The 16,103-nt window shown below is 48.6% G+C and carries 16 protein-coding genes; all 16 read right to left on the bottom strand.

Annotated elements, in window-relative coordinates; genetic code table 11:
- Positions 1-17: 17 nt before the first annotated feature.
- Complete coding sequence (locus SOI44_RS00410; protein WP_331347275.1) at positions 18-635, bottom strand: tetratricopeptide repeat protein; 618 nt, start codon at positions 633-635, stop codon at positions 18-20.
- Positions 636-719: 84 nt separating this feature from the next.
- A complete protein-coding gene (locus SOI44_RS00405; protein ID WP_331347274.1) occupies positions 720-2,018 on the bottom strand; it encodes a glycosyltransferase family 2 protein in 1,299 nt (432 codons plus the stop codon).
- A gap of 98 nt (positions 2,019-2,116) precedes the next feature.
- A complete protein-coding gene (gene buk / locus SOI44_RS00400; RefSeq protein ID WP_331347273.1) occupies positions 2,117-3,238 on the bottom strand; it encodes a butyrate kinase in 1,122 nt (373 codons plus the stop codon).
- A 67-nt stretch (positions 3,239-3,305) separates the two neighbouring features.
- Entirely contained in the window at positions 3,306-3,542 is a 237-nt protein-coding gene (locus SOI44_RS00395) for a hypothetical protein (protein ID WP_331347272.1), read from the bottom strand.
- Between the two features lie 77 nt (positions 3,543-3,619).
- Positions 3,620-4,549, bottom strand: a complete 930-nt coding sequence (locus SOI44_RS00390) for a PfkB family carbohydrate kinase (RefSeq protein WP_331347271.1) — start codon at positions 4,547-4,549, stop codon at positions 3,620-3,622.
- A gap of 89 nt (positions 4,550-4,638) precedes the next feature.
- The gene (phoU, locus tag SOI44_RS00385) at positions 4,639-5,292 is read right to left on the bottom strand and encodes a phosphate signaling complex protein PhoU (protein ID WP_331347270.1); all 654 of its coding nucleotides are present in this window, start codon (positions 5,290-5,292) and stop codon (positions 4,639-4,641) included.
- A 6-nt stretch (positions 5,293-5,298) separates the two neighbouring features.
- Entirely contained in the window at positions 5,299-6,051 is a 753-nt protein-coding gene (pstB, locus tag SOI44_RS00380; protein WP_331347269.1) for a phosphate ABC transporter ATP-binding protein PstB, read from the bottom strand.
- 3 nt (positions 6,052-6,054) lie between these two features.
- Positions 6,055-6,951 (bottom strand): phosphate ABC transporter permease PstA, encoded by an 897-nt coding sequence (gene pstA, locus SOI44_RS00375; RefSeq protein ID WP_331347268.1) that lies wholly within the window; start codon positions 6,949-6,951, stop codon positions 6,055-6,057.
- Entirely contained in the window at positions 6,948-7,859 is a 912-nt protein-coding gene (gene pstC, locus SOI44_RS00370; RefSeq protein ID WP_331347267.1) for a phosphate ABC transporter permease subunit PstC, read from the bottom strand. The genes pstA and pstC overlap by 4 nt, the downstream gene beginning before the upstream one ends.
- Before the next feature lie 59 nt (positions 7,860-7,918).
- Entirely contained in the window at positions 7,919-8,836 is a 918-nt protein-coding gene (locus SOI44_RS00365) for a phosphate ABC transporter substrate-binding protein (protein WP_331347266.1), read from the bottom strand.
- Positions 8,837-8,994: 158 nt separating this feature from the next.
- Positions 8,995-10,032: a 3-deoxy-7-phosphoheptulonate synthase gene (locus SOI44_RS00360; protein WP_331347265.1), complete on the bottom strand. Its 1,038-nt coding sequence runs from the start codon at positions 10,030-10,032 to the stop codon at positions 8,995-8,997.
- A gap of 34 nt (positions 10,033-10,066) precedes the next feature.
- Positions 10,067-10,834 carry a hypothetical protein gene (locus tag SOI44_RS00355; RefSeq protein WP_331347264.1) on the bottom strand — a complete coding sequence of 256 codons (768 nt, stop codon included), beginning with the start codon at positions 10,832-10,834 and terminating at the stop codon, positions 10,067-10,069.
- A 76-nt stretch (positions 10,835-10,910) separates the two neighbouring features.
- A complete protein-coding gene (locus tag SOI44_RS00350; protein ID WP_331347263.1) occupies positions 10,911-12,305 on the bottom strand; it encodes a radical SAM protein in 1,395 nt (464 codons plus the stop codon).
- A gap of 174 nt (positions 12,306-12,479) precedes the next feature.
- Entirely contained in the window at positions 12,480-13,067 is a 588-nt protein-coding gene (locus SOI44_RS00345) for a TetR/AcrR family transcriptional regulator (protein WP_331347262.1), read from the bottom strand.
- Positions 13,068-13,163: 96 nt separating this feature from the next.
- Entirely contained in the window at positions 13,164-14,060 is an 897-nt protein-coding gene (locus tag SOI44_RS00340) for an ROK family protein (RefSeq protein ID WP_331347261.1), read from the bottom strand.
- Between the two features lie 355 nt (positions 14,061-14,415).
- Positions 14,416-16,059 (bottom strand): polysaccharide biosynthesis protein, encoded by a 1,644-nt coding sequence (locus SOI44_RS00335; RefSeq protein WP_331347260.1) that lies wholly within the window; start codon positions 16,057-16,059, stop codon positions 14,416-14,418.
- Positions 16,060-16,103: the final 44 nt, after the last annotated feature.

Genomic DNA, 16,103 nt, shown 5'->3' with positions numbered 1-16,103 from the left:
AAAGGAAAGAGATGTTTTCAGGAAATCAAATGACCTGCCTGATCACGTTTTGGCAGATGCAGCCTGCTGCGCAGTTCTTCTTCCCCCTTTTCTGCCCGTTCCAGTATGCTGTAATCAAACATACGGTCATACGGCATGATATCCATCATATCATCGGCAGCAGCCTGATACAGCTCATGGGCAGCCTGCAGATTCTTCTCCATGCCGATTCCATCTTTCAGGCAGTCCGCAATCCTGATATACACGAGCGGTTCATCCGGGCTGTCCTGTTCATCATCATTCTTCTTGAGTGCCTGCAGATACCACTGGGCCGCGATATCTTTACTCTGGGCAACAACACCATCGGTGCCGTTCCAGTAATAATCACCGACTTTCAGCATGCCCGGCACACATCCGGATTCAGCTGATTTCTGATAGTACTGAAAGGCTTCATCGGTATTTTGGGAAATGCCGGTTCCCTTCTCATAGCATTCTCCTAAACGGAACATGGCATAACTGCTGCCAAGAGATGCGGCTTTTCTGTAAAAACGCAGTGCTTCTTTCTGATTGGACTTCATGCCCAGACCGCTGAAATAGGCATCGCCAACGGAACAAAGGACAGCACTGATATTCTGATTTTCTGTTGTTTCTTCCATACGGTTGGTATTTTAGCAGGCCATAAGTGGAAAGCAAGCGAAAATGACCGGTTGATTCTTAAGGTATTGCAGCCCTTGTACAGATCAGACATGATGCACAAAGGTTTCCAGATTGTGGACAATTGTCCGCAGATACTGCATCATCTGATATGCCTGGCTTTTATCCAGGCCTTTGGCGGCAATATTGCGCAGATCAGCCAGTGCTGTGTCGATATCATTGGACAGATCCTGACTGCGGGATCCGGTCTTGATGTGGAAGCTGTTCATGATTTCAATATGCAGCAGATGCCGTGAGACAAGCTTTTGTACACTGCCGGCTGTGGCGGCATAGGACAGGCCGGTGAAATCCATGATTTCCCGAAGCGTAGAAAACAGATTGGAATTGCGCACTGCCTCAAAGACAAGTACATCCTCAAGTTCAAGATTGTTCTTGATGGCAACGGTGTTGAGCTGGGTTTCATAGGCTTTGTGCAGATAGAACAGCAAAACAGAGTAATGGAAGCTGCCATCTGTACGCCATACGGCCTGCACTGTCTCTTTGCCAAGTTTCATTGTGCCTGGTGCCATTGGCATGACCAGGTTGTCAGAGGCTGCGGAGACAAGATATCCGGCGATTTCTGTACGGGAACGGCGGTATTCTTCTTCATTGAGAACATTGCGGAAGAAAGCATCATAATAGGAAAAGACGAGGGAGCGTGACCGCAGCATGCGGCTGGGAGAAAGGCTCTGGGTGACCAGAGATCCTTCTGTTTTGACATAGTAATAGATGGGAATCTGCAGCGGGGCAATGCTATGGCAGTGCAGCAGATATTCCAGATTGAAGATGAAGTCCTCACAATAGCTGATGGAAGGATCCATCTTCAGGCCATATTCCTGTATGATGTCATGCCGGTAAAGCTTGTTCCAGAGAACGCCATAGTAAAAGTCAGCCGGAGAAAGCTTCATGCAGTCGGCATATTCCTCCAGTGTCAGCACATCATCTGAGACGATGGAGCCTTTGCGGGCAACTTTACTGCCGACAACCCGGTAGAAGTCTGCCACAACCATATCGGCATTGCTCTGCCTGATGGCCCGTACCAGTTCCATGGTGGCATTGGGCGCAATCCAGTCATCCGCATCCAGAAACTGGATATAGGTCCCCTTTACTTTTTCAAGGCCATTGTTGCGGGCGGTGGAAACACCGGCATTTTTCTGATGAATTACAACAACCCGATGATCCCTTTTGGCATAGTCATCCAGTATGGAAGGACTGTGGTCCCTGGAACCATCATCCACACAGATGAGTTCAAAGTCCTGATATTCCTGATGCAGAACAGAGTCAATGCACCTGACAAGATATTTTTCAGCCTGGTAAACCGGCAGAATGATACTGACTTCCGGCATATATTCACCCCTTTATTCTTTCCTGATTGCCCTATTATGGTATCACAGCTGCCAGACAAACATAAAAAAGCATCCCGCAGGATGCTTATGATTTTATATCAGTCGTTGTCGTGGAAGCCGTCCCATACTGGCTTGCCGGTATAGGTCATTGGCTTGAGCTGACCGCGCAGCACAGCAAGGGCTGAGGCAACCATGGATTCATGTTCAAACTCACCCGGATAGGCCTGAATTGGCGCAATCCATTCACAATGTTCACGCATATAATCTATGACACCCGGAATACGCAGCAGACCTCCTGTCAGCAGAATCGCATCCACATGGCCTTCCAGCGGAGCAGCCATCATGCAGATCCACTTGGCACACTGATACTCCATTGCGGTCCAGACACGTGCTGCCATCTTGTCGCCTTTGCGCACTTTGTTATAGTAGATATCTGCAGAATCGGAGGTGCCGAACCAGGAAGAAAGACCGCCTGCCTGAGAGCAGAGCTTTCTGACTTCAGACTTATCTTTGTCAAACAGATAATCAAGAACATCGGTCACAGCCATGGAACCCATTCTGGTCGGTGTGAACGGACCTTCACCGCCGCCGGCATCATTGCCGTCAATCATACGGCCGTGTTTATGGCAGGTAATGGAAATGCCGCCGTCAATATGGGCAACAATCAGATTGAGATCTTCATACTTTTTGCCAATGGATGCAGCATAGCGGCGGGCTGTTTCTTTGGCATTAAGCACATGGGCCGTCGCTCTTCTATAGATACCCTTGACACCGGTAATACGGGCCTCATCACAAAGTTCATCCACCACCGGCGGATCGACCATCAGGGCAATGCCGCCATACAGCTTCTGGAATTCATAGGCCATCTGCACGCCAAGCATGGAGCTGTGATAGAAGTGGCCCTTGACAGCACGGGTATCATCAACCAGTTTCTGATCAATGGTATAGCAGCCTGATGCACAGGCATAGCATGGTCCGCCTCTGCCGACCACCGCATCGATATGATGCAGATCGACATTGGAATCCTTCAGGAACTTCCGCATGACATGCATGCGGTAATTCAGCTGATCATTGATTGTCGGAAATTTCAGCAGTTCAGAACTATCATGAAATACACTTCTGGAAAGGACACATTTCTCGTTTTCAAACAAAGCAATCTTGGTAGAAGTAGATCCCGGATTAATCACCAGGACATGATAAACTTTTTCTTCATCCGCCATTTCTTATTCCTCTTTCCTCAACGTCTTCTATTATATGACACAATGTAAGCCAGAAATGAAAAAAAGATCAGAACGCTCCTTTGGCAAGAAAGCCATCCAGAATTCTGGCAAATTCTGCCGTAGGCATGATCTGATCATTGCTGCAATTGTCCGGATCCTGAATCCATACCGTATCCGGTTTGATCTGAATATGATAGTACAGACCATTGATTTCCGTCATATCCCAGCGGTGATGCATGACAGCATGCACCTCATTGGCATAATGGCGCATATTGCATTGTTCTTTTGTCAGAAAATCATTCATAGGTTACCTGAGGAAACTGTATTTCCTTTGCCAGTTTCTATTATAGGATTATCAAAAGAAAATGCAATGGAAACGTTTCATTTCACGCAGTTGAACAGATTGAATTCTGATGGCTGGAAGCGCGGACATACATTTTCTGTCGTTGCAATGACACTGGACGCAAGTCTGGTGCCGATGCGGCAGGCCTCTGCCAGTGTTTTGCCATAGGTCAGGCCAATGGTCACACCCGCAAAGAAAGCATCTCCACAGCCAGTTGTATCCACAACGGCTGTGCGCTGGGCAGGCACAACGCCATACTCTCTGCCATGGCATGCATAGACAGCACCCTGACTTCCCATTGTCACAACCATCTGAACATAGCCCGCCTGCTGCACTTTGCGGCTGATGACAGGGGCCAGTTCTTCCGGAGAAAGACCCGAATAATCTTCTGAGAACAGCAGTCCTGCTTCCTCCTGATTGCAGACGACACAGTCCGTGCACATCATCAGATCACGGCGTTCCATGGCAATCGACATATTTGAGACAAGTGCATAGACTTTCTTGTCATATTTCTTTGCAAGGGCAAAAATTTCCTTGAGCAGATCTGCGTCCATATCAATCTCTACAACGACACTGTCACAGGCAGAGAAAATCTCATCACCATGCTCTTTAAGAGTAATGCTGATATCACTCAGGTTAGGCCGCTGAGAAATCGAGCCAACCACATCCCCTTCTTCATTAAAGATCGCAAGCCATTTGCCAAGACCGTCATCTCCTCTGCGGATATAATCTGTATTCACCTTATGCCGTTTCAGCTTGGCAATAATCTCGTCGCTGGCAGAAGAATGATCCAGTACGGACACATAGGTCGGCTTCAGCTCCACATTTGCGATATCTTCCACCGCATTGCGGCTGACACCGCCCTGCACTTCCACAACCGTACCGGCATTGCGGCCATCCGCCACATACTTTCCAAAAGGATATCCCTTGATATCTACAAATGAAGCTCCGAAAACGACAATTCCCATGATTGTGCCTCCATTAATGGAGCCGATTATACACGAAAGAATCTTACATGACAAAATGAAAAAGCTGCCCGCAGGCAGCCTGTAAATCTTCAGTTCGTATTTCCTTCACGAACACCGGTGATGGCAAAGATCACCCACTGGGCAATGTTTACAGTATGATCGCCGATACGCTCAAAGTACTTGGCAATCATGAGCAGATTCAGTGCATATTCCATGTTTACATTGTTCTTGCCGCCAAAGACTTCAATCAGCTTCTGTCTGGCATCATTGAATGCCTTATCGACTTCATCATCTCTGGCAATTACATGACGGGCAAGTTCGGCATCCCTTTTCACAAATGCCTCAATGGAGCTTGTCACCATGTCATTGACGACATCTGCCATATGGCGGAGATTCAGAATATCATTGGCAGCAGACAGATTCTCCGTAATCACAATTTCCGCAATATCATTGGACTGATCACCGATTCTTTCCAGATCCGAGACCATCTTCAGTGCCGCAGAAATCACACGCAGGTCAGTTGCGACCGGCTGCTGCTCCATTAGCAGCTTCAGGCACATATTCTCCACTTCACGCTCTTTGCGGGAAATGGTCACAGCCTTTGCAACAACTTCCTGTGCCTTCTTGGGATTGCCGTCCATCAGTGCTTCGATGCACAGGGAAATGGAACTTTCGCACAGCTCACCCATTTCCCGCATGGTTGCATCAAGTGTCTGCAGTTCATTGTCAAAACGATTTCTCATAAGTTATCAACCGAACCTTCCTGTAATGTAATTTTCTGTACGCTTGTCCTGCGGCGTGGAGAAGACCTTGTCTGTCGGTCCGTACTCAATCAGATCGCCAAGCAGGAAGAATGCTGTCTTATCGGAGATGCGCACAGCCTGCTGCATATTATGTGTAACGATTACAACTGTGTACTTCTTCTTCAGCTCTGTGACAAGATCCTCGATCTTGGATGTACTGATCGGGTCAAGGGCACTGGTCGGCTCATCCATCAGCAGTACTTCCGGATCACAGGCAAGTGCTCTGGCAATGCACAGACGCTGCTGCTGGCCGCCGGAAAGACCAAGCGCACTCTTCTTGAGACGGTCCTTCAATTCGTCAAAGATAGCAGCATCCTTCAATGCCTTTTCTACGATCTCATCCAGCATCTTCTTATTGCGGATGCCATGAATGCGCGGACCATAGGCAATGTTGTCATAGACACTCATCGGGAATGGATTTGGTTTCTGGAACACCATGCCTACCCGCTTGCGGAGCACGTTGACGTCCAGATTGCCATGATAGATATCTTCCCCGTCAAGAAGGACTTTTCCCTCAATGCGGCATCCTTCCACCAGGTCGTTCATACGGTTCAAAGAACGCAGCAGCGTACTTTTGCCGCAGCCTGACGGACCGATGAAGGCTGTGATTTCATTTGGTTCGATATCAATATTGATATTGTGCAGTGCATGGAAGTCACTGTACCAGAGATTCATATTCTGAACACTGATCTTACTCATAGACTATTTTCCCTTCTGATTTCTGTTTCGGATACTGTCGGAAAGTCTTCTTGTGATGACGGATACACACAATGTCAGAATCACAAGAACGGCTGAGGCAAAGCCGGCAATGGCCTCGGAATTGGCATTCAAGGAGCCTTCTGTACGCAGCACCCAGATGTGCAGTGACAGTGTTTCACCAGCTCTGAATGGATTCAAAGGACAGGTTGGTGATGTGATATTCCAGTTGGACCAGTTGATGACAGTGGACTGTCCGCTGGTATACAGCAGAGCAGCAGCTTCACCAAAGCCACGGCCTGCTGCCATGATCACGCCAGTCAGGATCTGCGGCATTGCAGCCGGGATCAGTACGTGGCGGATCGTCTGGGCAAGAGTTGCACCGGTTGCCAGAGAGCCTTCTTTGTACTCCGGCGGCAGCGAGCGGATGGCACTGTTTGTTTCAGTGGTAATCAATGGCAGAGACAGAATGGATACTGCCAGGGCACCGGCAAACAGATTCCACTTCATGCCTGTCATCAGAATGAAGACCAGATAGCCGAACAGACCAATGACGATGGAAGGCAGCGAAGACAGTGATTCAATACTGATTTCCAGGAAATCCAGCAGTTTGCCAGGGCGGGAATATTCAGCCAGGTAAACACCGGCACCAATGCCAAGCGGCACGGAAATCAAAAGAGAAAGGACAACGAGATAGACGGTATTGAACAGCTGGTTGAGAATGCCGTTCTGACCGGTAGACAGCATTTCCGGCATGAAGCCGCGGAAACCGTTGATGATGATATAACCGGTCAGAAGGATCAGGAAAGCGACCATGAAGAGACCGACAGCACCGAAGACGCCGGTCATGGCACGATCAGCAGCACGTGCATGTTTATAAAGCGATTCGTTCTGTTTATTCATGCTTTCTTTCCTTTCCTGGACATACGATGGATGATGAAGATCAGCAGGATAGAGATCAGATACAGCAGCAGTGCCATGGACCACAGGGCCATATTATGCAGGCCGCCATTGGCAGTGTTGCCCATATCTGCGGCAATGGCTGCCGTCAGGTTGTTGGTTGGAGAAAGAATGTTCTTCGGGAAGCTTCTGGTCTTGCCGATGACCATGGCAACTGCAAGTGCTTCACCAATGGCTCTGGCCAGGCCAAGAATGACACCGGTCGCAATGCCCGGGAAGGCAGCCGGCAGAACCACGTGGCGGATGACCTGCCAGCGGGTAGAACCCATGCCATAGGCTGCTTCACGATATCCCTGTGGGACATTCTTGATCGCATCAGCCGCAACAGTTGTGATGGTCGGAAAGATCATGACCGTCAGTACGATGGCTGCTGCCAGTACTGAGAAGCCGCCCATCTTGGCATGGAAGACATTGGCAATAAATGGAACCAGAACGGTCAGGCCGATCCAGCCATAGACAACGGATGGAATGCCAACGTAGATTTCAATTGCCGGACGGAAGAACTTTTCACCGAACTTCGGGGCAATTTCACTGAGGAAGACGGCCGAGCATACAGCCAGCGGAATGCAGAAGAGCAGTGCCAGACCGCATGTCATCAAAGATCCGCAGATGTAGACAAGTGAGCCTACACTGCCGGAATAGTCGCCGACGGAATCAGATGGACTCCAGTCAGAGGAGAACAGAAATTCAAAGACAGAATGGTGAGCTTTGACAAAGGTATCGCTTCCTTTGAGAATCAGGAAGATACCAATGGCAACGGTAAGGATTATGATAAAGAAACCGCAGAAGGTATAAATGCCTTTCCATCTGCGGTCTTTCTTTACCATTTTCAGAGTATATTGATCAATCATGCTGCATATCACTCCTTCATGGAAGATGCCGGCAAAGGCCGGCATCATTAAGCACCTGTTTAGTTCTTGTGTGTGGCAACAGCCGCATCGCTCAGGCTGGCAACGACACCGTAACCCATCTTTTCGACGTTAGCTGCGAATTCATCACTGACCATGAACTTCAGGAATGCCTGTGCAGCTTCACTGCCATCACCCTTTGTATACATGTGCTCGTAAGACCAAACCTTATAATCACCGCTGTATACGTTCTTCAGAGTCGGCTCAACACCATCAATGGAAACGGCCTTCAGATCTGTATTGTCTGTCAGATAAGACAGAGCAACATAACCAATTGCACCCTTTGTGGAAGCAACTGTCTGTGTCAGTGTGCCGGAGTCATCTGTTTCCAGAGCCTGGTTGGAAGCCTCTTCCTCACCATTCAGAGCATACTTCTTGAAGGTAGCTCTTGTGCCGGAAGAAGAAGGTCTTGTGACAAGGACAATGTCCTCATCCGGTCCGCCGACATCCTTCCAGTTGGTAACCTTGCCTGTGAATACCTGAATCAGCTGATCTGTTGTCAGGTTATCAACATCAAGATCCTTGGAAACAACCGGTGCCATGGCAACCAGAGCAACCTCATGGTCTGTCAGGCCGCTGGCTGCACTTGCGTCCAGCTTTTCTTCAGCGAACACATCGGAATCGCCGATATCCACACTGCCATCCGCAACCTGCTTCAGGCCTTCACCAGAACCGCCGCCGTTTACAGTAACGACGCAGTCCGGATTCTTCTTCATGAACTCAGTAGCAGCTTCCTGTGCCAGCGGGAGCAGAGCACTGGAACCTGCAGCGGTAACTGTTCCGGAAACAGCAGCAGAACTGCTATCCTTTGCAGCAGCTGTAGACGCTGCGCTTGTTGCAGCAGCAGTTGTGGAAGATCCACAGCCTGCCAGCATGGCAGCTGTCAGTAAACCAGCAATGATACCCTTTGTTCTATTCATACCTGTCTTTCTTTTCCTCCTTGGTACGTAATAAAGGATATACGGGCTGTGTAAAGTCCACAGAAGGGCAAATGAAAAGTTTTTGTAAAATCGCACCATTTTTCTCACGATTTTTAACTTTACAAATAAAAAACAGGCCGAAGCCTGTTAAATTCTGATTAATCCAGTTCGTCCGCAATGTCCAGAATCAGCTTTTCGCTCTTCTCCCAACCAAGGCACGCATCTGTGATGGAAAGTCCGTAGATATCGCCGATCGATGGCTGATTGCCATCCAGAAGATAGCTTTCGATCATCAGTCCCTTGACCAGATCATGTATCTGCGGATTGCAGCGGCGGCTGTGCAGCACATCTTTAGCAATGCGGATCTGCTCCATATAATTCTTGCCGGAATTGGCATGATTGCAGTCCACAATCACGGCCGGATTGTTCAGTTTCAAAGACTGATACAGGTTATATACATGGATCAGATCTTCATAGTGATAGTTTGGCTGCAGGTTGCCATAGCGGTCCTGATAGCCGCGCAGGATCACATGGGCAAGCATATTGCCCTGGGTCTGTACTTCCCAGCCGCGGTAAATGAAAGTCTGCGGATTCTGGGCAGCGACAATCGCATTCATCATGACACTAAGATCACCAGAGGTCGGATTCTTCATACCGGCCGGAATGCCAATGCCGCTGGCTACCATGCGGTGCTGCTGGTCTTCAACGCTTCTTGCCCCAATGGCAACATAAGACAGCAGATCATCCAGATAGGCATGATTCTCCGGGTACAGCATTTCTTCTGCACAGGAGAAGCCTGTCTGTTCGGCAACCCGGGTATGCAGCTCGCGGATGGCAATGATGCCAGCCAGCAGATCTTCTCCCTTATGGGGATCCGGCTGGTGCAGCATGCCCTTATATCCGAGCCCTTTTGTTCTGGGCTTGTTTGTATAGACACGCGGCACAATCAGGATTTTATCCTTTACTTTTTCCTGTACTTTGGCAAGCCTGGTCATATAATCCAGCACCGCATCCTCACGGTCAGCGCTGCACGGTCCGATCAACAGCAGGAATTTATCACTTTCACCCGTCATAATACGGGCAATTTCTTCATCACGTACTTTTTTTCTTTCCTTGATTGCAGGGCTGAGCGGGAATTGTTTCTTCAATTCTTCCGGGGTTGGCAGCTCCTGTATGTGTTCCATCTGCATTTCCATATTGTTATTCCTCTTTACCGGAGTGTATTGTACCTCATTTCTGTTTCACAGGGCGCAGATCAGCACCGCAGGCAGGACAAAACGGTGTCTTTTCATCCGTATGATAGCCGCATACGGGACAGCATAATCCCTGCTCATCTTTCTGCCATAAAAATTTTCCGTCTCTGCGCAGAAAGTACTGTTCTCTTTCCACCTTTGCCTGCTGTTCCAGACTGATACTGCACTGGTGATTCAGGCCGTAGTAGCGTACATAGTCTTCCTGTGCAAACATCGTGCGGTCCACCTGACGGCGGTATTGATCATATTCTGCCTGCAGCTGTTCCTGATCCTTCTGCATCTGCCTGAGCAGTGCATCATCGCCGGCATCACGGTACTGTACCATCCGCCAGTACAGGCTGCGCAGCAGGCTGTCTTTGAGCATTGCCCGATCTGTATCAGAAACAGCTTTCTTCTTTGCATTGCGCATGGTCTGCAGATTCTCTGACACAAGAATGCCGGCATATGGCGGAATGTAATTGTCGAAATCAATATCCCGCATCCAGAGATCTTCTGATATGACCAGATAGTTGTAGTCGCCATACCAGGAAAGTGCATTGTCACTTTTCAGATCAGATGCTGTGATCTTGATCTCATAGCAGCGGAATGTCTCATGGGCATCCATTGACATATAGTCCACGATTTCATTGCCTTTGTTTTCCCAGGCAAAGCCGATCGTGACTTCTTCGCAGCCGTATTCTCTCTTTTTCCGGCTGCGGGTGCGCAGCGCATCTTCCAGCTGCAGGGTTTCTTCTGTTTTTGCCATGCAGCAATAGTAACACAAAAAAGACGGCCGTTCCGGTATTGGATACCAGTACAGCCATCTTGGATGCAATGATGATTTACTTGTTTGCTGCTTTGCGCTCGGCACGCTTTGCCTGATCTTCTGCCCAGAGCTTTTCGGCCACCGGAGCCCACTCCTTGGCATACTCTGTTGTCTTGGCAGACAGCTCATCAACATTCTCCGGATCTACCATATCGGTGCTGTGAGCGCCGGATTCATGCACGAGTTTCTTGATGAACTGCGGATTCTCGAGCATCGGGCACGGTCTGAGATGATCCTGGTTAAACGGCTGATTTGCCTGATAGTCTCTGAACAGAGGCTGCTTGAGGCACTCGAGCAGGCTCTTGTCATGAATGTTGGCATTGGAGTAATGGATGAAGACACATGGCTCCATATCGCCATTCGGGTTGATGTGGCAGTAATACTTGCCGCCGGCGATGCAGCCGCCGACAAACTGGCCATCGTTCTGGAAGTCCATGCAGAAAATTTCCTTGCCGCCGGTATAGTTTCTGACCTCACGGATACGATGATACATGTATTCTCTTTGCTGAACGGTCGGTACCAGAGACATATCGGTATCATTGCCAACCGGCATGAAGTGGAAGTACCAGCTGAACAGAACACCCTTGGAAATCAGGAAATCATAGAATTCATCGGATGTGACAGCTTCGCAGTTTGCTCTTGTGTAGCAGATGGAAGTGCCATAGGCAAGACGGTTCTTGTGCAGCAGGTCCATCGTTGCCATGACCTTGGCAAATGTACCCTGGCCGCGGCGGGCATCGGTTGCCTTTTCATCGCCTTCAATACTCATGGACAGAACGATGTTGCCAGCCTCTCTCATGCCATCGCAGAACGCCTGGTCAACCAGCGTGCCGTTCGTGAAGATCATGAAGCCGCAGTCATAATGTTTCTTGGCAAGCTTGAGAATATCATTCTTGCGGACCATCGGCTCACCGCCGGTCATGACATAGCCATGAATACCAAGCTGTTTGCCTTCGGTCACGATTCTGTCCATATCTTCATAGGACAGATTCAGCTGGTGACTGTACTCACTTGCCCAGCATCCTGTGCAATGCAGGTTGCAGGCACTGGTCGGATCAAACAGGATGACCCACGGAATGCGGATGCCTTCCTTCTTGCCAACCTTCTGGGTGCGCTTGAAGCCAGTAAAGCCAGCCTCAAAGCCAAATGCCATCAGAAGTTTCTTCAGATACTCTTCATCGACATCGCGGTGAATGCGGTTGAGAAAATGATTGTACTTGCCCTCTTTGCCAAAGGCTGTACGCAGATGATCCCATGCCTCATCCGGCCAGGTATCCCCTAATACCTTCTGGCCAAGATTGACTATGTCAACGTAACCTGATTCATCATCCTTGTCGATTTTCTTGAAGGCAAGGTTCAAAGCTGCCTGAAATGCCTTGCGCTCTGCCGCATGTGCAATATCATAATCCATACTCAATCCCTCTTTTCAATCATATTCATCAGGAAACATTCATGCATATATCCCGGTGTTATCTCTAGTATGCAATGAATCTGCCCAAAATGTGAAAGACAAAACAGCGAAACCGTATACAGAATTTAACATTGTATGCCTTTACATCTGACAATCCGCTCTATTTTCCTGCTGTCATATGCATTCAGGCATGCCAAAAAGATCATTTCTTGCCTGGAAATTGCCGATGGCAGAAGAAAGGCTGTCCTTCAGAATATCATCCATCAGATCAATCACGGTTTCGGGATCTTCCTTCATGCCGCGTACAAACCAGTCAGTGATGATGCCAGCCAGGGCATGCTGGTGATACCGGCAGAGATAGTCTTTCTGCAGAGTGCTCAAGGCTGTTTCCGCTGTCACTGCTTCGATATGGCCACACAGGAAATCATGCATTCTGGCATGACTGTACTGAATCAGACGGTCTTTTGCATCAGTTGACAATACTGCCTGTATAAAACGGCTGTCTGTATAACAGTATGCAAGTGCAGACTGCATCACTTTCTGCCAGTCAGCGTGTCTTCTGCTATGCCGGCTGCCTTCCCTGATCTGCTGTATGCAGTACTGCAGAACAAGATCCGGTATATCTGAAAAGTAATTGTAAAATGTCTGCCGGCGGATATGACATTTTGTACAAAGATCAACGACCGTGATCCTGCCAGAAGGATTTTCGACTGTCATATCATGATATGCTTTCATTAACTGTTCTTTTGTACGATACCCCATTGTCCTTCCCCTATATATGCGGGCATTGTACCATATGGAAAAAGTCAGATGAAAGCGCTGTCACTGCTTGGCGGAATTTCACACATTTCTGCGGAATTATTCGTTGAGAAAATGATAGAGCGCGCCAATCAGATTGGCATCATTGCCAAATGTGCAGGCACAGATTTCCGGCAGAGAGAATGGCATATAGGCAAGATATGGTGCTGCCATCTTCTCAATGGTATTCTGCAGTGTTTCCAGCAGCAGCGGCTGTTTGGAAATGCCGCCGCCAATTGCCACTTTTTCGACATCAAGAATGGTCTGGATTGTCAGAAGGCCTGTGGCCAGTCCCTGACAGTACCACTGCAGTGCTGCGATTGCCTGCTGGTCGTCATGGTTGGCTGCCTCAAACAGAATACGCCCATTGAGCACTGACGCATCCTGTCCGGAGAGTTCTGCATACTTCCTGACCAGTGAGCCAACACCATTCTGAGCTGCCCATGTATTGTTAGGATCAAATGGCAGATCGAGACGTGTGGCAATCGGTGAAAATTCGCCGGCCGCAAAAGTGGTGCCGCGGTACAGTTTTCCATTGATGATAATTGCACCGCCGATGCCAGTGCCCAGAACAACAACAGCGCCATTGCCTACACCGCGCATACTGCCCTTCCAGAGTTCAGCCAAGGCTGCACTTTTGGCATCATTTTCCACCTTGAAGGGAACTTTTATCTTGTCAGCCAGCAGGCCTGCAAAGTCAGTATGATCCAGATAGCCAAGCGCTCCGCTTGTATAGAAATAACCGCGTGAGGCATCAATCCTGCCAGGTGCACTCATGGCAATGCCTTCAACTCTGTCCTGATACTTCTGATACAGCTCGACAACAAGCTTCTCAAAGTCTTCCAGACTGCCGTGCGGGGTCCCCACCTCACCTTTCTCTGCGATTTCTGCTTCCTCATTCATCAAAGCATACTTGACGGCCGTACCGCCGACATCAATTGTCAGATATTCACTCATGATCTTCCTCCATGCTTTTCTGTTATACACATTATACTTCTGCCAGCAGGATACAGATTTTCCATTCCACTTCATTTCTCATATTTTTTATGTTTATATTGACAGCAGACAGATCATCCTGTATATTAATGATAGTTAGTTAATGCTAACTTACATTGACGGATCGCATACATCCTCAATCCTTCAAATTCAATCAATCCATTCAAATATGTTCTCCTAACATATGTATGCGCAATCAATCTGTAACTGGCAGATGTGTCGATGTACCTTATCCTTGAAGGAATCCCGGTGTAACAGCCGGGATTTTTTCTGGCTCCTTAAAAAACAGGATGCGAAGATGCATCCTGTCGATATATCATGCATTGTTTTTCTGCAGACGCGCTTTGACCACCGCCGAAAGTTTGCGATGGAATACCTGCTCCGGCATCTTCAGTACAGCACTGATTCCAAAGTAAACCCCCAGTGTGATGATCACGTTAATGACTGTCTTGCCAAGGGCCACTATCTTGCGGCCGGAGGCACCGGTAATGCCGAATCTGACAAGTAAGGATGATACGGCAAACATCAGTACGACACAGATGATACTCTTGAGGAAGATATTGCCGACCGATCTGAAGGAAATGCCATATTCCTTATGCATTGCCTTGAAACTCGCAAAGACGATGTATAGGTTGCCTGGCACCGTGGAAAGAACAGCACCGGCATAGCCGAACATCCAGATCAGCGGTACCATCGAAGCACCTTTGATGACCAGGTTGACACCCAGATTTTTCAATGCCTCATGTTTCATGCCAAGGGCCATCAGAATATTTGTGATGACCGGTGTGATAGTCGCAAGGAACCCTTCCAGAGCAAGCCAGCGCAGGCAGTTGGCTGCGGTAACTTCATCACTTGTATAGAACAGGATATGGAAGACATCCCTTGCATACAGGAAGATGCAGAAGGAAACCGGAATGCCGATATAGACAATAATATTCAGGCAGTCCAGAACATTGCGGGAAACAAGTTTACGGTTGCCCTCGGTGCGGGCTGCAGTGATATGGGGAATCAATGCGGCCGCAAAGCCAGGAGACAGAATCATCGGAATGGCAGTCATCTTGGTGCCGACATAGTTGAAGGCAGAAAGGATGATACTCTGCTGGGAGGAAGAATAGCCATGGACCTTGAGTCCTACCGGCAGCAGAACCGAGTTGAAAATATCATCACAATAGCCAAGTACAGCTACAAGAAGATACGGAATGGCAAGAGCAATCAGTTCCTGAAACAGCTTTTTCTTGCGTACTGTCTTTGTTGTCTGACTGCGGGCTGCTTCTTCAATCGCCGGAAAGTGGCGGCGGTCAAAGTAGACAAACTGCAGAATGCCTGCCACAGCCGCAATGCTTGTGGACATGACTGCCACATACAGAGCATAGCGTCTGTCCATATGCAGGACATAGACAATCACATAGGCAGCACTCAGCAAAAAGCCAACCCGGAAAATCTGCTCAAATACCTGTGATACGGCGTACTGGCTCATTTCCTTGCGGCCCTGATAGAATCCGCGGAAACCGGAAAGAATCGGTACAAAGAAGATTGCCAGTGACAGAATCCGCAGGCACTTTCCCATGATTGCAACATCCGTGCCTGTTGCAATGACATGTGACAGCGGCCAGGAGAGCACAAACAGCAGCAGCATTCCCACAAAACCTGTCATAGCAAGCAGAACAAGCTCTACCTTCTTGATCTTGCGCAATGCTCTGGCATCGCCGCGTACGGAATACTTGGCAACCATTGTGGCAATGGCAAACGGGAAACCAGCAGTGAAGACATTCAAAATGTAGCTGTATATTCTGAATGAGGTGCCATAGTAGCTCATATAGGCGTCGGAGCCCAATATGCTGGACAGCGGGATCGAGTAAAACAGGCCGAGCATCTTGGCAATAAACAAGCCAAGTGTTCCAACCATGCCACTCAGAACAATACTGTTTTTGACACGATCCGCATTTTTAGCCTTATTCATTTTCACATTACCTTTCATGCCTCGTTATTGTACTCTGATTCTTG

It is taken from the genome of Lactimicrobium sp., from assembly GCF_036453465.1.
Taxonomy (GTDB): Bacteria; Bacillota_I; Bacilli_A; order Erysipelotrichales; family Erysipelotrichaceae; genus Bulleidia.
This window is presented reverse-complemented; position numbering and strand designations above follow the sequence as displayed.